At 40.5% G+C, this 19,671-nt stretch carries 12 protein-coding genes, 1 pseudogene and 1 riboswitch; of the genes and pseudogenes, 9 read left to right on the top strand and 4 right to left on the bottom strand.

What is annotated here, in order from left to right:
- The 3 genes from INE92_RS14035 to INE92_RS14025 all read left to right on the top strand — a co-directional run bounded on the left by INE92_RS14035 (window position 1) and on the right by INE92_RS14025 (window position 4,822).
- Entirely contained in the window at window positions 1-1,197 is a 1,197-nt protein-coding gene (locus INE92_RS14035) for a glycoside hydrolase family 76 protein (protein ID WP_195436356.1), read from the top strand.
- On the top strand, window positions 1,198-3,573 hold the full coding sequence (locus INE92_RS14030; RefSeq protein WP_195436357.1) for a GH92 family glycosyl hydrolase: 2,376 nt from the start codon (window positions 1,198-1,200) through the stop codon (window positions 3,571-3,573).
- 79 nt (window positions 3,574-3,652) lie between these two features.
- A complete protein-coding gene (locus INE92_RS14025; protein WP_008641094.1) occupies window positions 3,653-4,822 on the top strand; it encodes an MFS transporter in 1,170 nt (389 codons plus the stop codon).
- Window positions 4,823-4,925: 103 nt separating this feature from the next.
- Here INE92_RS14025 and INE92_RS14020 read toward each other — a convergent pair whose 3' ends face one another.
- The 3 genes from INE92_RS14020 to INE92_RS14010 are packed head-to-tail and all read right to left on the bottom strand — an operon-like array spanning window position 4,926 to window position 7,824.
- The gene (locus INE92_RS14020) at window positions 4,926-5,681 is read right to left on the bottom strand and encodes an ABC transporter ATP-binding protein (RefSeq protein WP_008641095.1); all 756 of its coding nucleotides are present in this window, start codon (window positions 5,679-5,681) and stop codon (window positions 4,926-4,928) included.
- The gene (locus INE92_RS14015) at window positions 5,678-6,694 is read right to left on the bottom strand and encodes a FecCD family ABC transporter permease (RefSeq protein ID WP_008641096.1); all 1,017 of its coding nucleotides are present in this window, start codon (window positions 6,692-6,694) and stop codon (window positions 5,678-5,680) included. The genes INE92_RS14020 and INE92_RS14015 overlap by 4 nt, the downstream gene beginning before the upstream one ends.
- Window positions 6,691-7,824, bottom strand: a complete 1,134-nt coding sequence (locus INE92_RS14010; RefSeq protein WP_008641097.1) for an ABC transporter substrate-binding protein — start codon at window positions 7,822-7,824, stop codon at window positions 6,691-6,693. The genes INE92_RS14015 and INE92_RS14010 overlap by 4 nt, the downstream gene beginning before the upstream one ends.
- 125 nt (window positions 7,825-7,949) lie before the next feature.
- Window positions 7,950-8,160: riboswitch (cobalamin riboswitch) on the top strand.
- Window positions 8,161-8,371: 211 nt separating this feature from the next.
- Here INE92_RS14010 and INE92_RS14005 point away from each other — a divergent pair.
- From INE92_RS14005 to INE92_RS13980, 6 genes and pseudogenes are all read left to right on the top strand, one after another.
- Window positions 8,372-10,380 (top strand): annotated as a pseudogene (locus INE92_RS14005) (TonB-dependent receptor).
- On the top strand, window positions 10,377-11,537 hold the full coding sequence (locus INE92_RS14000; RefSeq protein ID WP_004313552.1) for a DUF5074 domain-containing protein: 1,161 nt from the start codon (window positions 10,377-10,379) through the stop codon (window positions 11,535-11,537). The pseudogene INE92_RS14005 and the gene INE92_RS14000 overlap by 4 nt, the downstream one beginning before the upstream one ends.
- Before the next feature lie 20 nt (window positions 11,538-11,557).
- Window positions 11,558-12,874, top strand: a complete 1,317-nt coding sequence (locus tag INE92_RS13995) for a PKD-like domain-containing protein (RefSeq protein ID WP_008641102.1) — start codon at window positions 11,558-11,560, stop codon at window positions 12,872-12,874.
- 30 nt (window positions 12,875-12,904) lie between these two features.
- Window positions 12,905-14,206: a DUF5074 domain-containing protein gene (locus tag INE92_RS13990; protein ID WP_211421163.1), complete on the top strand. Its 1,302-nt coding sequence runs from the start codon at window positions 12,905-12,907 to the stop codon at window positions 14,204-14,206.
- A gap of 252 nt (window positions 14,207-14,458) precedes the next feature.
- Window positions 14,459-17,215 (top strand): outer membrane beta-barrel protein, encoded by a 2,757-nt coding sequence (locus tag INE92_RS13985; RefSeq protein ID WP_134993205.1) that lies wholly within the window; start codon window positions 14,459-14,461, stop codon window positions 17,213-17,215.
- Window positions 17,216-17,267: 52 nt separating this feature from the next.
- Window positions 17,268-17,900 carry a cytidylate kinase-like family protein gene (locus tag INE92_RS13980; protein WP_015531416.1) on the top strand — a complete coding sequence of 211 codons (633 nt, stop codon included), beginning with the start codon at window positions 17,268-17,270 and terminating at the stop codon, window positions 17,898-17,900.
- Window positions 17,901-17,994: 94 nt separating this feature from the next.
- On the opposite strand, the gene INE92_RS13975 is transcribed toward INE92_RS13980, so the two are convergent.
- The gene (locus tag INE92_RS13975; protein WP_015531417.1) at window positions 17,995-19,659 is read right to left on the bottom strand and encodes a putative transporter; all 1,665 of its coding nucleotides are present in this window, start codon (window positions 19,657-19,659) and stop codon (window positions 17,995-17,997) included.
- Window positions 19,660-19,671 lie beyond the last annotated feature (12 nt).

Raw genomic sequence — 19,671 nt, 5'->3', positions numbered from 1 at the left:
ATGAATAGTAAAATTAGAAATATAGCTTTATTTGTATCGACGGTATTCGTGCTTCTTTCTTGTGCCGGAGAATCAAAAACGACTCCGAATAAAGATAAGGCAGAAGAAATGTTTCAGCGTGTTTGGGAACTCTACAGGGTTCCCAAATACGGCCTCTTCTCTGAATATTACCCAAGCAGTCATCGTCCTGATCTGACTTATTTTAATGATTCCACCCGGCAAGCGCAGGAAGTTTCTTATCTGTGGCCTATGAGTGGTGTCTTTTCTTCGGCAGTGTTGATGGCTGCCATCGAACCGGAGAAATATACGGTTTATGTCGATTCGATGGTGATGGCGATGGAGTGTTACTATGATACAGCGCGTGTTCCTTTTGGTTATCAGGCTTACCCTGTTCAGTTTGGAAAGGTAGACCGCTATTATGATGACAATGGTTTGGTGGGGATTGATTATATTGATTCTTACCTGGTAACTAAAAATCCTCATTATCTGGAGAAAGCGAAACAGGTATTAACCTTTATTTTAAGTGGCTGGGATGAGAACTTTGAAGGAGCTGTTTCCTGGCTGGAAGGAGTGAAAGATCAGAAACCTGCCTGTTCTAACGGAAAAGCGATGGTGTTGGCTTTAAAACTTTATGAAGCAACTAAAGATGAGTATTATCTGGAGGTGGGAAAGAAGTTCTATCATTGGATTGATAAATATCTGAAAGATCCGGAAAGAGGAGTCGTTTGGAATTCATGGTTAACAACGACTTCGGCAGTATGCCCGGATTTGTATACTTACAATACTGGTACTTTGTTACAAGCAGCTGTAGCTTTATATAATTATACGGGTGAGCAGGCGTATCTGGATAATGCTAAATTTCTGGCAGAAGGAAGCTACAAAGTGTTTTTTAAGTATACGGAAGACGGTATTCCTTATATTGCAGATTTGCCTTGGTTTAATTTGGTTTTGTTTAGAGGTTATCACGATCTGTACAATGTTACGGGGGATTCAAAATATGTGGATACGATGATAAAAGGACTGGATTATGCTTGGGATCATGCGCGTGATCAGGCGGGACTAATGTATCATGACTGGACAGGGCGGACTGATGAAAAACGTAAGCCGAAATGGTTATTGGATGCTTCGTGTGTGCCGGAGTATTATGCACGTGTGGCGATGATTAAAGGAGAAGTTACAAACAGAAAAAATAAATAAATGATGAAATTAAAATGGATAGGCAGCTTGTTGATTTTGGCAGGTGTTGTAGGGTGCAAAACACCTGATCGTCCCAATTTGGTAGAATATGTAAATCCTAATATCGGAACTGTACATAGTCGTTGGTTTTTCTATACTCCGGCTGCGGAGCCTTTCGGCTTGGCTAAGTTAGGTGCATCTACAAACGGTACGTATGGAAACAATCAAGGTTGGGAGGCCGTAGGTTATGAAGACGGTCATACTTCTATTGATGGCTTTCCTTGTCTGCATGAGTTTCAGATAGGTGGCATTGCATTAATGCCTGTAACGGGAGAAGTAAAAACAAACCCCGGAAAACTGGAAGATCCCGATAAAGGTTTCCGTTCCTGTTTTGATAAGAAAGATGAAACGGCTCGTCCGGGATATTACTCTGTATTATTAAAGGATTATCAGGTAAAGGCAGAACTTACCGCTACGGCTCGTGTCGGATTTCAGCGGTATACATTTCCCGAGTCGGAGAATGCCCATATTTTGTTTAATATAGGTAATCGTCAGGGAGAAAGTGGAGCAGTGCGTGATGCGTATATCAAACAGATAGATGAAAATACAATTGAAGGTTACGTGATTACGGAACCGGAATACGTGAAGAAATATCAGGCAGGCGCTTCCGTTGCCATGTATTTTTATGCTAAATTGGATCGTGCGCCGGAATCTGTCGAGGTATTCTATCAGGATAGTGCTTTAACGGCTCGTAACGAAATAAAAGGGCCCGGGGCTATCATGTGTCTGAATTATAAAACAAAGAAAGATGAAGTAGTCAATGTAAAAATAGGTCTGTCGTATACTTCCATCGAAAATGCCAAAGTGAATTTGGAATCAGAAGCGAAAGACCTTACTTTTGATGAGGCTATGAAAGCGACCACAGATAAATGGAATGAGTCTTTGAGCCGCATATTGGTTTCCGGTGGTACGGAAGATAGCAAAATCAAATTTTACACTGGGTTGTATCATGCATTATTAGGTAGAGGACTCGCGAGTGATGTGAACGGGGCTTATCCTAAAAATGACGGTACTATCGGTCAGATACCTTTAAATAAAGATGGCAAACCGGAACATAATCATTATAATACGGATGCGGTTTGGGGAGCTTACTGGAATCTTACTTCTCTTTGGGCATTGGCATATCCGGAATATTATAATGACTTTGTAAACAGTCAGTTGCTGGTGTATAAAGATGCTGGTTGGCTGGGTGATGGTATTGCAACCAGTAAGTATGTTTCCGGGGTAGGAACCAACATGGTGAGTATCACTCTGGCAGGTGCTTATAACAGTGGAATTCGCAATTTTGATGTGGAAACAGCTTATCAGGCAGCATTGAAGAATGAACTGGGCTGGGAAGGACGTATTGAAGGTGCGGGCAAAATGGACGTAAAACAGTTTGTTGAAAAAGGTTATGTGCCTTATGAGAATAGTGTTCATTTCGGCACCCATCCGGAAGGTTCCAGTTTCTCCGTATCTCATACATTGGAATATAGTTTTAGTGCTTATGCGGTGGCTCAATGGGCAAAAGCCTTGGGACGTACGGAGGATTATAAACGTTTGATGGAACTTTCTGCCGGTTGGGAGAAGTTATTCGATGATTCGTTGAAGATGATTCGTCCGAGAGTGCCTAGTGGTGAGTTCATTGATAACTTTAATCCATTGGAATCATGGAGAGGATTTCAGGAAGGAAACGCGATGCAATATACTTTCTTTGTTCCACAAAATCCGGCTCGTTTGATTGAAAAGGTTGGAAAGGATGAATTTAACAACCGGTTGGATTCTATCTTTACGGAAGCTCGTAAGTCGATCTTTGGCGGTGGAAAGGTTGTAAATGCCTTCTCGGGTTTACAGAGCCCTTACAATCATGGTAATCAGCCAAGTCTTCATATTCCTTGGTTGTTCAATTTCTCCGGTAAACCTTACCTGACACAGAAATGGACGCGCTTGATTTGTGATGAGTTTTACGGAACAAACGGAGAGCATGGTTATGGCTACGGTCAGGATGAAGATCAGGGACAGTTGGGAGCCTGGTATGTGATGGCGGCAATGGGATTGTTCGATGTACAGGGCGGTTCTTGTGAACGACCGACTTTCCAGATTGGCAGTCCGTTGTTTGATAAGATTGAAATCAAACTTAGTCCGATGAATGCGACGGGAAAAACGTTTGTGATTGAAACGACTGGTAATACACCGGATGCCTATTATGTACAATCTGCTACGTTGAACGGTAAACCGCTGGAACAATGTTGGATGTACCGGGATGAACTCTATAAAGGTGGAACATTGAAACTCACAATGGGTAATCAACCGAATGAAAAATGGGGAGTGGAAAATCCGCCTCATTGTTCTGAATAAACAGCTTATTTACCTCGGTGCCGATGTCGCTTGACAATGGCACCGGGGATTCTACATTTTATAATATAGTGAGTTAAACATGAAAACACAAAACTCTATTTATGCCGCCCTTCCCGTTCTCTTCGGGTTCTTTGTAATGGGCTTCTGTGATATAGTCGGCATTTCGTCCGATTATGTTCAACGTACTTTCAACTGGTCTCCTGTGATGACGGGATTTGTTCCTTCATTAGTATTTATCTGGTTCCTGTTTTTAGGTATTCCTATTGGAAATCAGATGAACAAATGGGGACGTAAAAATACAGTTCTTCTTAGTATGGGAATAACGGTAGTGGGTATGTTATTACCATTGATCGTTTATAATAGCGCGACTTGTATGATAGCTTATGCTCTCTTGGGAATTGGTAACGCTATTCTGCAAGTTTCACTGAATCCGTTGTTAAGTAATGTGGTAACTAGCCAACGTTTATTGACTAGTAGCTTGACGGCAGGGCAGGTAATCAAAGCTGTATCTTCTCTCGTTGGACCGGAGATTGTATTGTTGGCTGTAGCTCACTTTGGAGACGACAAATGGTATTATTGCTTCCCGATATTAGGTTTTATCACATTATTATCCGCTGTTTGGTTGATGGCTACCCCTGTTAAGCGAGAAGATTCCAGTGCTGCAACCCAGCAACTTTCTATCAGTGATACTTTTTCTTTGTTGAAGGATAAAACGATTCTGTTGTTGTTTTTGGGTATCTTCTTTATTGTGGGGGTAGATGTTGCCACCAACTTTATCAGTTCTAAACTGATGGCAGAACGTTTTGACTGGACGACAGAACAAGTGAAGTTTGCTCCACAAGTTTATTTTTTAAGTCGTACGGTAGGTGCTTTATTGGGTGCTTTCTTGTTGGCCCGTATCGCTGAAATAAAATATTTCCGTGTGAATATTGTTGCCTGTATTTTCTCTTTGCTTATTCTGGCCTTTGTGAAAAACGATATGGTAAATCTGATTTGTATCGGTGCTGTCGGTTTCTTTGCGTCATCCGTATTTTCTATCATTTATTCGATGGCTTTGCAGGCAAGACCGGAAAAAGCAAACCAAATTTCAGGGTTGATGATTACTGCTGTTGCCGGTGGCGGAGTAGTTACTCCAGTTATTGGGTTTGCGATTGGAACAGTAGGTGTTATCGGAGGCGTTTTTGTCACTTTAGCTTGTGTGTTTTATTTGACTTATTGTGCTTTTGGAGTGAAAACAGCCAAAGCATAGTTTTATTGAGAGGAGGAAGCTATCTTTGCCCGAATCCTGCTCAATGACATGGAGGTTCTTAGACGGAGAAGTTGCTTTCTCCGTCTGAAGTAAACTTTTGTTTTTATTTGATGATTATCTTCATAGCTTGTGCATCAAATGTCACAGACTCGTTCCGGAATAGTCTTTCTATATGTCCGCTCGTTATCATCTCATTTGTGGGGAGACTATACAATTGTGGGTTGTCAATCAGCATGATCGTGTCGCAGAGAGACAGGGCAATGTCCAGGTCGTGTGTGGAAAACAGGATACATTTTCCTTCCGTTTGTGCGAGTTTTTTCAGTAGCAGACAGAGTTCGTAGCGATTAGGCAAATCCAGAAAAGCAGTAGGTTCATCAAGAAGAATGATAGGTGTGTCTTGTGCAAGTGCGCGTGCTATCATGATTCGTTGGCACTCTCCGTCGGACATCTTATCCATTGTCTTTTCTGCATAATCGGACATTCCTACCAGATGCATGGCAGTAACCACTCTTTTCTCATCTTCTGCCTGTAACTGTCCGATCCAGTTGGTATAAGGAGCGCGTCCCAATGCGACTACATCTTTACAACGCAGGTTGGAAATGCGTACTTTGTCGGTGGTTACAAAACTAATCTTCCGGGCTAATTTCTCCGGTTTCAGTGAAGCGATGTTTTTCCCATGCAGGATAATTTCTCCGTTTTTAGGTGTTTCCAACCCCATGATGGCGCGGAGAAGCGTGCTTTTTCCTGTACCATTCCGTCCGAGCAGTGCGACAAGCTGCCCGCCCGTGATATGGGTGGAAACTTTCTCCAGCAATATACGTTGTTCGTATCCTAATGTCAGATCTTTTAGTTGAATCATTTGAATATACGCAAGTTTTTACCTATTACCCATAAAATAACCGGAACACCCAATAGCGCAGTGATGCAATTCACCGGTAATAGAAACTTCTTGGCTATGATGTCACAAATCAACATCCCGATCAACCCTGTCAGCATCGTACCCGGCATCAATATCCGGTGATCGGCGTTGTCAAACAGGATCCGTGTGATATGTGGGATAGCCAGCCCGATGAATCCTACCGGACCGCAAAAGGCTGTGACCGTTCCTGTCAGTAACGCTGTAGATATAAAAATAAGCGTTCTTGAGCGCTTGATATTCATTCCCATGGTGCGTGCATAATTTTCACCAAGCAACAACAGATTCAGTGATTTGATGCAGGCGATGGATAGTAGTAATCCTATGCATATTACTGGTATCATAATCGTTAATTGCCCTGTCGTGATGTGGCTAAGTGAGCCCAAAGACCAGAGTGTGAACATTTTCAGTTGTTCTGCAGAACTTAGGTATTGTAATATCTGGATGATAGCTCCCGCCACGTAACCTATCATGACTCCCATAATCAGTACACCTAATATATTTTTTACTTTTCGACTAATGATGGCTACTCCCAGCAGTATGGCGGAAGTCCCTATCCACCCCGAACCTACAATACCGACTGATTGCAGAAAGGGAAAATCTGTCCAACCGAGAAGCGGGGCGCCTAGTATAAACAATGCCACTCCAAGACCCGCCCCGGAGCTCACTCCCAACAGGTAAGGATCTGCCAGAGGATTCTGGAAGACTGTCTGCATTTGCAGACCGCTAACCGAAAGCGCTATACCTATCAATGCAGCCACTATGACGCGGATAAAGCGGATGGAGAGAATTATATTGCGGGTGGTTTCGTCACATTCCCCCCCGGTGAGTACTGTCCATATCTTTGATATAGGGATGAAAGTATCTCCCGTTGCCATATCTATTAATAGTAATAAAATGGCAACTATTCCTAATGCGATGAATAATAGAGCGGTACGTCTGCGGGATTGTTTCATTCCAGGTGTCTGTAATAATAAGGTGAATCGGAAACGAGTTCCGGATGGAAAATATGAATCAGATCACGCAACACCACGTCAGGACGAACAACTGCCGATTCCCAATAATCATTGCCTCCTGTCGATGTCAGTCGCAGGTTATTGTTGTAGACTGTCTTTTCCCGGACGGCTTTAGCATCTGCAAATTTAGGATTGACAGCTTTTAATTCATCTAATGTGGTGACCGAACCTACATTGATCCAATAATCTGCCTTTTGTATCAGTCCGTAGGCTGTTTCCAAGCCGATAGGAGTTGAACTGTTGGAATTGTTCTCTTTGTAAATGTAGTCTGCTCCAGCGTCTGCGATTAATTGTGCCATGTAACTTTGGGTGGAAGGCATTACCCAACTGTCGTTCCACGGAGTGTTGAACATAACGGTAGGGTGTTGGCTGATGGAGTCGGTGAGAGCTTTTAAGGCATGGTAGCGTTTCGGGATTTCCCGGAACACCTCAATCCCTTTCTTCCGGTTGTCAATCAATTCGGAAAGAACAACCATCCACTCGGCTTTTCCTAGTGGAGATTCTTCCAGATATTCTCCCATATATATATAAGGTATAGCTAATTCTTTCAATTTATCTGTAACAGCTGTTTGAGCATCACCAATGCCATATAATAGTACGACGTCCGGCTTTAATCCCAGCAACAACTCATAATTCATTTCCGCTCCCATATCTTTGATTGAATCTTTGTGAGCTAGAATGTAAGGATTAGACACGTAATTGATGCCGGATACTCCGACAATACGTTTGAGTTCTCCCAATGCATCGAGCATGGCGATGTAGGAAGAAGACATACATACGATATTTCTAGCTCCGGCAGGAATGACAGGACCATTAAAACCTGCAGGAGCTTGCTCTCCGTTGCGCGAAATGAAATAGGACATTTTTACGTCCTGTGCTCCTTGCCATGGATTGGAAACTTGAATGAGGGTACTGGCCGCATTGTCTGCCCCCAGGATTTTAAATCCGGAAGCGTATTCGGGAGTATATATATCCTGATTGAATCTCTCCAGAGATGTTTTATTACGTGATATACAGCTTGCCAAAAAGAAGAGGCATAGTAACGCGATAGTTGAGATTGGAGATTTCACTTTTATACAGATTTTAATTAGAAAAAAGATTAGTGGATGCTCTCGAGTGGCAAAGATAGGACTAATTATTAGTTTGTTTTTATTTTCATTAGAATTTTCTTCTGATTTGTTTCTATTTGATGTATCTTTGCCGCAGAAATTTTGGTGTCATTCGTCCGATGCTACGGAAGAATGGTGAAAAGGGAATCAGGTGTAAATCCTGAACAGACCCGCTGCTGTAAGCTCCGCCAGAAGTTTTCCTACAATACTCAAATCCACTGTCTCGCTTTGGAGAGATGGGAAGGGCGTTAGGAAAATGGAGTAAGTCAGAAGACCTGCCAAAATTGAATTCTTGAAACTTTCCGGGATTAGAGTTTGAAGAGTGCAGTTTTTAATTCAAAATACATCTTTAATTGCTGATGTGAAGTTTCAGAAAGGAGAAATATGCCTTTTTGAATGTTCCATTATACGGGGGAGAAGTACGTATATTGGTTTGAGTATGTAGAAAATTGCATCCTTGCTGTAACCCTATGAAAGTTTATTATTTAAATTAATAAACAGGAGGATTATGTTCAGGCAGATTCATTTTAGAGTATTTTGGATAGGATGCTTTTTGAGCATGTTTTTATTACTATCAGCACAAAGTAAACTGGATAGCTTACACCATCTTCATGAAGTAGTAATTACTGCTAAAATTAATAAGGAAGTGATTCCGGTGCAGTCTTTATCTGGTGATAAGTTAGAAAAATTAGCCGTACATTCGGTTGCAGATGCCATACGCTATTTTTCGGGAGTACAAATAAAGGATTACGGTGGAATAGGAGGATTGAAGACCGTAAATATCCGAAGTATGGGGACGAATCATGTCGGAGTGTTCTATGATGGCATTGAATTGGGGAATGCACAGAATGGAGTGATTGATTTGGGACGCTTTTCTTTGGATAATATGGAGGCCGTTACTTTATATAATGGGCAGAAAAGTGCTATTTTCCAGCCGGCGAAAGATTTCGGTTCTGCCGGTTCTATTTATCTTCAGTCGAGAACGCCTGTTTTTCAGGCGAATAAGGCTTATCATGTAAAAGCTGCTTTTAAAACAGGTTCCTTTGGCGTTGTCAATCCATCTCTACTTTGGGAACAGAAACTAAGTGAGAATGTAAGTGCGTCACTTAGTACTGAATATATGTATACCACCGGAAAGTATAAATTTACTTATGCAGTAGCTGGGGGATACGATACTACGGGGCAGTCCGCCGTAATGGCGATGTGAATGCTTTACGCACGGAAGGTGGTTTATATGGTAAAATAAAAGGCGGTTACTGGCGCACAAAAGCTTATTTTTATAATTCAGAACGTGGGTATCCCGGTGCTGTTGTGCGGAATCGTTTTTCACATGAAGATCGCCAATGGGATACCAATTTCTTTCTTCAGTCTTCTTTCAAGAAAGATTTTGGTGAAGCATATAGTCTGTTGTTGAATACCAAATATGCATATGATTATTTACACTATTTGGCAGATCCCAGAAAAGAGGAGGCTACTATGTATGTAAATAATACATATCGTCAACAGGAGGTTTACTTGTCAATGGCTAATAGAGTCACTGTTCTTCCTTTTTGGGATATAAATCTTTCAGTGGACTACCAGTGGAATAAGTTGAATGCCAATCTGACTGATTTCCCTTATCCACGGCGAAATACGACGTTGGTGGCAGCGGCTACCTCTTTGCATTTTGATCGTTTTAAGTTTCAGGCTAGTGTCTTGGGAACTTTCGTGCATGAGAACGTTGCTTCGGATACTACTTCAGCTGGGAATAAAATGGAATTTACTCCTACTGCCATCGCTTCCTATAAACCTTTCAAGAATATTGATTTTAATTTGCGTGCCTTTTATAAGCGGATATTTCGTATGCCGACTTTAAATGATTTGTATTATACATTCATAGGAAATATCAAATTAAAACCAGAATATACAAATCAGTATAATATTGGATTCACTTATCAGAAGTTATTTACCGGAACATGGTTGCAAGCCTTGAATGTTCAGTTGGATGCATATTATAATGAAGTGGAAAATAAAATAATAGCTACTCCTACCAATAATTTCTTTCGTTGGACAATGATTAATTTGGGGCTTGTTGAAATAAAAGGAGTGGATGTTGTTTTACAAGGAGGCTGGAAATTAGGTGATAATTGGACCTTTGACAGCCGCTTATCATATACTTATCAGAAAGCACAGGATTTTACTGATAAGTTGGATGAGGATACATATGGAGGACAAATATCGTATATACCTTGGCATAGTGGCTCGGCTATACTAAATGCTGAATATAAATCATGGGAACTAAACTATAGTTTTATATATATAGGTGAGCGCTATGGTATTTCGGCCAATACTCCGCATAATTATTATCTTCCCTGGTATACAAGTGACGTGTCTCTGGCAAAGAAATTCAATTGGAAAAAGAAGGATTTCAAGTTGGCTTTGGAAGTCAATAATATTTTAAATCAACAATATGAAGTGGTGAGGGCTTATCCGATGCCAGGAACTAACTTTAAATTCATTTTAAACTTAACTATATGATTGTGAATAATATTTTTTCACGCATCTTGTTTGGAATATTAGCAAGTTGCTGTTTGCTGGCTTGTCGGGGGGAGCTTCCGGTTTTACCGTCTGATGAGATAGAAGTCGGTAAGGATCCTTTAGGGGGTGTTCATATTAAAGGAATGTATCTTCTCAATGAAGGAAATATGGGTAGTAATAAGTGTACACTTGATTTTTATGACAGTACTACCGGTAAGTATCATCGTAATATTTATGCTGAACGGAATCCATCTGTAGTGAAGGAGCTGGGAGATGTTGGAAATGATTTGCAGATTTATGGAGACAAGTTGTATGCTGTAATCAATTGTTCCAATTTTATAGAGGTGATGGATGTGGAAACTGCACAACATTTGGGGCAAATAGATGTGGTTAATTGCCGTTATATCACTTTTAGTAATGGAAAGGCGTATGTCAGTTCGTACGCGGGGCCTGTTGGGATAGATCCCAATGCGCGTCCGGGAAAAGTGGTTGAAGTGGATACGACAAATTTAGCTATCACCCGTGAAGTGGTAGTCGGTTATCAACCGGAAGAGATGGTGATAAAGGATGGAAAACTTTATGTTGCCAATTCTGGCGGATATCGTTTCCCTGATTATGACCGGACTGTATCGGTTATTGATTTGAAGACTTTTCAGGTTATTAAAACAATTGATGTAGCTATTAATCTTCACCATATGAAGTTGGATCGTTATGGACGTATATATGTTAGCTCGCGAGGGGATTATTATGGAACCGGATCAAATGTCTTTGTTATAGATACTCAAACGGATTGTGTGACAGGAAGCTTGGGTATTGCCGCGAGTGAAATGTGTTTAAGTGGGGACTCTATTTACATGACTAGTGTAGAATGGAGTTACGTTACAGAAAGTAATACAATTACTTATGCTCTCTATGACGTGAAACAAAATAAAATGGTCTCTCGCAATTTTATAACCGATGGAACAGAGGCGGAAATAGCAATTCCGTATGGGGTGACTGTGAACCCGGAGACGAAAGAAATATTTGTAACAGATGCAAAAAGTTATGTTGTGCCTGGTTATCTCTATTGTTTTAGTCCTGAAGGAAAGAAAAGATGGAAAGTCAGGGCAGGCGATATACCGGCTCATTTTGCTTTTACAACAAAAACATTTCAATAACTAACTGATATTTAATAAAAATGGACAAAAAGATTTTAAGACTAACATTAGTCATTGCAGTTTCTTTATTTTGGGGAACTGCATTTACAGGGTGTAGTGATGAAGAAGATACTCCGGCGGCTTATCAACTAAAGAAGGAGGATATTCGTGTATCACAACCGGAGGGTGGTTTTGCGGTTGTGATAGATCAACTACTAAAAGTGCAGGTTGAAAGTGAATCAGACGAAGGAATCTCTTATGTGTGGTTGTTGGATGGTACTGAAATTGCTCAGACGAAAAGCTTGGAGTATATGTTTGAAGAGGTGGGAGAATACGAATTGACATTACGTGTGTCACAGGGAGAGAGTCGTTTTGATTATCCCTTTACGGTTACTGTAACTTTTGAAAACATAGAACCTGCTCCTGAAGGAGCGACAGCTTATGTTACTAAAGTTTTTGATTTTGTTCCGGCTGTCGGACAATTTACTAATACATTGCCGGTATATAAAGAAGGTGATACACAGGAGGCTATGAATGAAAAAGTATTGGCAGCCATTGGCAATAATAAAAAAGGGATGATTTCGTTAGGGGGATTCGGAGGATATGTTGTAGTCGGTTTTGACCATACGATAACCAATGTTACTGGGAAACGTGATTTTCGGGTACTTGGCAATGCTTTTTATTCTGCGGCTAATCCAGACTCTGGCGCGCCAGAAGGAGGAAGTTGTGAACCGGGAGTTATCATGGTGGCTTATGATAAAAATCAGAATGGGAGACCGGATGATGATGAATGGTATGAAATTGCTGGTAGTGCTCATGAAGATGCTACATTAGAATTATGGTATGATAAGGCTGTTGCTGCCGGGAATGATGTGAAGACTTATCGAAATTATGAAATTACTTACTATCGGCCGGAAAAAGAACCGACAACTGCGGAAGAAAGAGAAATGTATATTCGCTGGGAAGATAACCAGGGAAAATCTGGATATAAAGTGAAGAATACATTTCATAATCAATGCTATTACCCGGAATGGATAAAGGAAGATAAAGTAACATTTAAGGGAACTTGTTTGCCTCAAAATGCTGTTGATGAGAGTGGACAAGGAAGTTATTTTGTTTTGTATAAATTCCGATATGGTTATGCTGATAATGAATTGAATAGTAAGGATGAATCTGCTATTGATATAGATTGGGCAGTAAATTCGAAAGGTCAAAAAGTACACCTGCCAGGAGTCGATTTCATAAAGATATATACTGGTGTCAATCAGGAAAACGGTTGGCTGGGTGAATGTTCTACTGAAATATCAGGGGTTGAGGATTTACATGTTTTAGGAGTTGATATTGATGCTCGCAAATAAGCTAAGAAATAATTGAAAATAAAAGTAAGAATGAGAAAGTTTTTAGTATTGGCAACTGTTGCCTTGGGATTTGTTTTTACAGCGTGTGATGATGAAGATAATTTGAATTCGTCTGTATTAATCGGAAATAAGTCGGGAAGTAATGTGATAGTGCAATTAGATACCTTGTATCTGGATGCCCGGGCTGAAAATCTGTCCGGAACGATGGAGTATTTATGGACAGTAGATGGGAAAGAAGTCTCAACCGCTTCAACATATAAGTTTTCACAACCTAAGACTGGAGAGTATGTTATAGGGTTGACTGTGTCGGATGGCAATGGAGAAACTCTTCAAACGAATATAACTGCCAAGGTAGAAGGTCGGTTTGGAAAAGGAACTTTTATTTTGAATGAAGGAAATATGAGTAATGAAACCGGAACTTTGACCTTTGTGGATTCAAAAGGAACAGCGATGGATAGTGCATACTATCGGGTAAATCAAACTTTACTCGGTAATGTCTGCCAGGATTTGTTCATTAGTGATGGTAAAATTTATGTACTTTCTCAAAATGGAGCAAAGAATGGTGGCGAGGGATTACTGACTATTGCTAATGCGGATAATTTAGAGAAAGAAAGAATTTATGATAATGCTACTTTGTCTTGGCCTACTAATTTAGCGGTAATAAAAGAGGCTCTTTATATTCGTGATAATAAAGGTGTCTATATGCTAAATACTTCTACAGATGCTTTGACTTTTGTCGAGGGTACTGGCGGAGCCTTGAAAAATCGTATGGCTGTGGTTGGAGAAAAAGTTTTTGTGATGGGTAGTAAGAAGCTTTTTGTTATTCAGAATGGAACAGTTATACATACTATTCCTTTTGAAAGTGCCTTGTCTGGTATCGCGAAGGCATATGATGAAAACTTATGGGTATCATGTACAAATCCGGCAAGTATTAATAAAGTTAATCCTCTTGATTATACGGTTGAGTCTCATGCTTTAGATGTTAGTATTGGCGCCGGTTGGGGTGTTGCTCCTGCTTTTTCTGCGAAAGATGATATTGTTTATTTCAGTAATGCAGGCTTTAATCTGTATCGACATATTTTCTCTCAAAATAAGACGGAAAAAGTTGCTAATATCAAAGATTATGTAGAAGATGCCGGAACATATTACAATAGCTTAGGTGTTGATCCGGTAAGTGGAGAGGTTTATTTTGCGACTTTAAAGGGATTTTCAGAGTACAAAATAAATGATATTGCCATATTTGATTTTACTAAAACACCAGCTTTACAGGCTGACATTAAAAATAAGAATAGTTTTCCGGCAGGAGTTTTCTTTACGGAGAATTTTAAGTGATAGATTTAACTCTATAATCTATCATTTTTATTGATGAGGACTTTCTCATTCAATCAAAAAATGTCCTTTTAAAAAGAGTCTGTTTTTTGATTGATGGGAAAGTCTTTTTGGGGATTATACTGTGACCTTATGTGATTGGAATGTAATTAGTTTTAATAAAATAAATAAAGTAGTATATTTTCGAGAAAACTCCTTAATTTTACCTCCACAATTTTGACTCAATTTAGAATATAGACTTATACTGCTATTGACATGAAAACTTGTAGACTATGTGGACTACTTTTGCTGTTACTTTGCATACATACTGTATTATATGCTCAACAAACAAGAACTGTCAAAGGCAGAGTGCAGACGTTGGAGTCTGGGAGTAATAAACGACAGCCTTTACCTTCGGCTAGTGTTATTGTTTTGCAAAAGAATGACTCTACTTTCATAAAAGGAATAACAAGCGATAAAAATGGTCGTTTTACTCTTAGTTACCAGCCGCAGAAGAAAAAACAGTATCTGTTGAAAGTCTCTTTTATGGGAATGCAATCCGTATATCATGTATTGGGGGATTCGGCATTAGTGAATGTTGGTACACTTACATTGAAGGATGATGATATTCAGATTGGGGAAGTGGTAGTGACCGGGAAATTGCAAGAAGTAGTAATGGAAGGAGATACTACCGTTATCAATGCTGCTGCTTATAAAACTCCTGATGGAGCTTATTTGGAGGATTTAGTGAAGCGTGTTCCGGGATTGGTGTATAATAAGAAAGATCAATCGCTGACATATAATGGGCAACCTATCAGTGAAATCAATGTGAATGGCGAAGCTTTTTTCTCCGGAGATAAAAAGACGGCACTCGAAAATTTGCCGGCAGATTTGATTAGTAAGTTGAAAGTGTACGATAAAAAATCAAAAGAAGAAGAATTTACCGGAATTAGTTCAGGAGAAAAGAAATATGTACTTGACTTGCAGACTAAGGATGAATTGAATAAAACCTGGCTGACGAATGCCACTGTGGGATATGGAAACAATCAAAAGAAGGATTTAGAAGGGCAGGTGAATTATTTTAGTAAAGACGGGGAAAATCTTTCTTTCATAGGACGTTCCACCAACCGATATCAGAATAGCACTTACAAGGATAATATTAATAATTCGGTGGGAATGAATATGACTCATAAATTCGGAAAGAAGTTTTCTTTGACCGGAAGCATGAACTATAATCTCAATCGGAACGGAAATATTTCTTCCATGTATCAGGAGCAATATTTAACTGCTGGTAACCAATATTCTGCGTCCACTAATGAAGGTAACTCTAAAAGCCGGTCGTTCAATTCTAATATCATGGGTAGTTGGGAAGTGGATAAACGTACACGCATACATTTTAACGGTGGTTTCAGCTTTTCTCCTAACCGGAATGAAAGTAATAGCCAGAATGCTTCTTTTGACGCTCCTCCTAACGTCAATCATGAAAGCTTGTTCGATGATTTTGAATCGATTTCCCAAGATATCAAAGTAAATCGTAGTGAAAACCGGTCGCGTTCGGAAGGGCAATCGAACCGTTATAATTGGATGATGGGGATTATGAGGCGGCTGAATGAAAAAGGTACAACTTTAGGATTGAACATTCAAAGTTCGGATTCTTGGGGGGATAATGAAAGTTTTTCGCTTTCAAAAACTACTTATTTCCGTCTCAAAGATAAGCAAGGCAACGATTCATTGCTTTATCGTAACCAGTATTTGAAGTCACCCCAGAAAAATAATTCGTGGCGGGTAGGGATTAACTTCACCCAACCTATCGGTAAGAAAATGCATATTCGTGCAGCGTATAACTGGAACACTCATTATGAACGCGATAACCGCGACACTTATGAATTGTCTTCTTTGGCGAAGTCGGATGTTTTTGGTGAGTTGCCTCCTGACTATGAAACGGGGTATGTAGATAGTTTGAGTAATCGAAGTCATAGTCGTACTAATGGACATGATCTGAATGTAGGCTTCAATTACTCTGATGATACATGGATGGTGAATGCATCATTAGGGATTACTCCGCAAAGGCGAACCATTGAACGGAAAATGGGGAAATTGTATGCGGATACCACTGTGCATACTATCGACTTTCAGCCTATGATATGGCTGGCCTGGAAAAAGAAAGAGGCACGAATTACTTTTAATTATGACGGTAGAACCCGGCAACCTTCTTTATCGGACTTAATGCCACTTACAGATAATAGCAATCCATTATATATTACTCGAGGGAATCCGGATTTGAAGCAAATGTTTGCTCATAGTATGCGTATAAGCTTTCAACATTCTAAAAAAGGCATATCTGCGAATCTTGGAGGACAGTTGGAACAGAATAGCGTTACACAGGTAATGATATATGATGCACAGACTGGCGGACGTGAGACATATCCTGTCAATATAAACGGTAACTGGAATGTGTATGGAAGTGCTAACTGGTGGAAACGTTTAGGACATTTCTCTTTACGGTTGGATATGAACGGTAATCATAGTAATAGTGTCAGCATGATTAATGAAGATAGAAGTCTTGAGCCGGTGAAAAGTACAACGCGTGACACCGGCTTGAATTGTGAAGCGAATGTTTCTTATCAGCCTGCCTGGGGAGGTCTTGACTTCTCTACTTCCTGGAATTATCAGTATTCGCTCAACTCTGTGAATGATAACAATACATATACCCGTTATTATAATTTCCGTTTGGAAGGATATGTTGATCTTCCTTTGGGCATACAATTACGGACGGATGGGGCTTATACTTTCCGTAATGGTACGAATATCCGTAAAGGAGAAGATGATGAGATGTTATGGAATGCGAGTGCTACCTGGAGATTCTTGAAAAAGAAAGAAGCAGAACTGTCTGCTTATTGGGTAGACATTTTAGGAAAGAGGAAAAGTTATAACCGTATGGCAACTTCCGACGGCTTTTATGAGTATCGTACGCAGGAAATAAAAGGGTATTTCATCGTTACTTTCAAATATAACTTTCGTTTGATGATGTGATTTTTAGAAAAAAGTCGTATGTTTGCTACAGAACCATAAAACAAAATGTACTATGAGCGGTAATTATGTTATCAACATCGGTCGGCAACTAGGTAGCGGCGGAAAAAAAATAGGAGAGAAGTTGGCAGCCCGTTTGGGGATTGACTTCTACGATAAAGAATTGATTAATCTGGCTTCTGAAGAAAGCGGGTTGTGCAAAGAATTTTTTGAAAAAGCGGATGAGAAAGCTTCGCAAGGTATTATTGGCGGATTGTTCGGCATGCGTTTCCCTTTTATCAGTGAAGGAGCTATGCCATGTAATAACTGTTTGAGTAATGATGCCCTGTTTAAAGTGCAAAGTGATGTGATTCGTCATCTGGCGGCAGAAAAATCTTGCGTCTTTGTCGGACGCTGTGCGGACTATATTCTGCGTGAACATCCCCGTTGTGCGAATGTTTTTATTTCGGCCTCTAAGGAAGATCGTATTGCGCGATTATGCGCCATGCATCATATTGATGCGGAAGCTGCAGAAGAAATGATAGAAAAAGCGGATAAGAGACGTTCGGAGTATTATAATTATTATAGTTATAAAACGTGGGGAGCAGCTGCTACTTATCACTTGTGTGTCGATTCTTCTTCTTTGGGAGTTGAAGAGACAGTTCGGTTTATAGAAGAATTTGTAGTGAAGAAACTACAGCTTATATAATAGGCGTAGAAGAAGTCTATAAGAAAAAGAAATAAAGCCGGTATATTCCATTGAAGGATATGACCGGCTTTATTATTTATAAATAAAACATGATTTACATCATCGTTAATAATATCATCTGCCCCGTCAGAATACGGAGGAACATGGATAATGGGTAAACTGTAGAATACCCTACTGCCGGAGCATCTCCGGATGTTGTTTGATTGGCATAAGCCAATGCGGGCGGGTCGGTATTACTACCGGCTATCAATCCCATCAGGGTGAAGTAGTTTACCTTATAATATAATCTTGCGATAGCACCGATTATAAGCAACGGGATAACGGTGATAAGGAAACCACAACCTACGTATAGTAATCCGTCACCTTCAACTACCGTTTGCACAAAGTTGGCTCCGGCATCTATACCGACACTAGCAAGGAAGAGCACGATACCGATTTCGCGAAGCATCAGGTTAGCGCTCATGGTTGTATAAGTCACTAAATGGAGCTTATGACCGAAACGTCCGATAAGGATAGCTACTACCAGCGGTCCGCCTGCCAAACCTAATTTCAAAGGAGTCGGCATACCGGGGAATGCTATAGGAAGGCTACCCAGGAGAATTCCTAAAAAGATACCAACGAAAATAGTCACAATGTTCGGTGTGTCCAGACGTTTTAACTGATTACCCAAAACACCTGCCACACGTTCAACTGCATCTTGCTGACCTACCACCATTACACGGTCACCTACCTGAAGTACCAGATTTGGATCGGCAAACAAGTCCATACCGGAACGGTTGATGCGGGTAACGTTCACTCCGTACATACTACGAAAATGCATAGATCCTAAAGTCTTTCCGTTGATTTCCGGTTTAGTCACCAGAATACGGCGGGAAACCATGGGAAGGTCTTGTTTCTCCCAGTCGAGTTCCACTTCTTTACCGATAAATACGGTAATTGCAGGAGCATCTTCTTCTGAACAGACAATGAATAATTGATCCCCCATATTGAATATGGTTTCATGGTTGGGGATACTTACATGACCTGCATGACGAATACGGGAACAAACGAACTGGCGGCCTAAAAATTCCTTGATTTCAATCAAAGTTTTTCCGCTGATTGATTCATTGCGTACTTCCAGACTCATCATGTGAGGTTTGTGATGTGCATCTCCACTTTGGATTTTCAGACTTTCTTCCTCTTTAGCCATATTGACACGGAAGATGTAACGGATAGCAATGATTGAACCGATAATACCTACCACGCCCAGCGGATAAGCACACGCATATCCCAGTGCGATTTGTGGACCAGTGTAATTAAGCTGGTTCAATGCTTCATTGGCGGCACCAAGTCCCGGAGTGTTTGTGACAGCTCCATAGAGGATACCTACCATCATCGGCAGTTCTACCCGGCCGTTCCAGAGGTAGTAAAGCCCCAGTGCAACGGCAATATTTAACACTACGATGCCTACAGCCAACAGGTTCAATGTCATTCCTCCTTTTTTGAAAGAAGAGAAGAAAGATGGCCCCACCTGAAGACCGATACAGAATACGAACAAGATCAATCCGAATTCACGGATGAAATGTAGGATGTGTGTATCGGCTGTGAAGCCGAAATGTCCCATTAGGATGCCGGCAAACAAAACAAATGTGACGCCCAAAGATACTCCGAATATCTTTATCTTGCCCAAATACACTCCGGCTGCCACTACAAATGCGTAGAGAAGCACGATGTGAGCTACGGAGCTGGAGTCCCACAATAAACTTTGTAACCAATCCATAATATAGCAGTT

The sequence above is a fragment of the Bacteroides xylanisolvens genome, assembly GCF_018289135.1.
In the GTDB taxonomy this organism is placed as follows: domain Bacteria; phylum Bacteroidota; class Bacteroidia; order Bacteroidales; family Bacteroidaceae; genus Bacteroides; species Bacteroides xylanisolvens.
This window is presented reverse-complemented; position numbering and strand designations above follow the sequence as displayed.

Excerpts from the sequence above, each read along its gene's own strand:
- INE92_RS13995 (WP_008641102.1), top strand. The coding sequence starts at position 11,558 with ATGGACAAAAAGATTTTAAGACTAACATTAGTCATTGCAGTTTCTTTA.
- INE92_RS14030 (WP_195436357.1), top strand. The coding sequence starts at position 1,198 with ATGATGAAATTAAAATGGATAGGCAGCTTGTTGATTTTGGCAGGTGTT.
- INE92_RS13990 (WP_211421163.1), top strand. The coding sequence starts at position 12,905 with ATGAGAAAGTTTTTAGTATTGGCAACTGTTGCCTTGGGATTTGTTTTT.
- INE92_RS13980 (WP_015531416.1), top strand. The coding sequence starts at position 17,268 with ATGAGCGGTAATTATGTTATCAACATCGGTCGGCAACTAGGTAGCGGC.
- INE92_RS13985 (WP_134993205.1), top strand. The coding sequence starts at position 14,459 with ATGAAAACTTGTAGACTATGTGGACTACTTTTGCTGTTACTTTGCATA.
- INE92_RS14015 (WP_008641096.1), bottom strand. The coding sequence starts at position 6,694 with ATGAAACAATCCCGCAGACGTACCGCTCTATTATTCATCGCATTAGGA.
- INE92_RS14025 (WP_008641094.1), top strand. The coding sequence starts at position 3,653 with ATGAAAACACAAAACTCTATTTATGCCGCCCTTCCCGTTCTCTTCGGG.
- INE92_RS14020 (WP_008641095.1), bottom strand. The coding sequence starts at position 5,681 with ATGATTCAACTAAAAGATCTGACATTAGGATACGAACAACGTATATTG.
- INE92_RS14035 (WP_195436356.1), top strand. The coding sequence starts at position 1 with ATGAATAGTAAAATTAGAAATATAGCTTTATTTGTATCGACGGTATTC.
- INE92_RS14000 (WP_004313552.1), top strand. The coding sequence starts at position 10,377 with ATGATTGTGAATAATATTTTTTCACGCATCTTGTTTGGAATATTAGCA.
- INE92_RS13975 (WP_015531417.1), bottom strand. The coding sequence starts at position 19,659 with ATGGATTGGTTACAAAGTTTATTGTGGGACTCCAGCTCCGTAGCTCAC.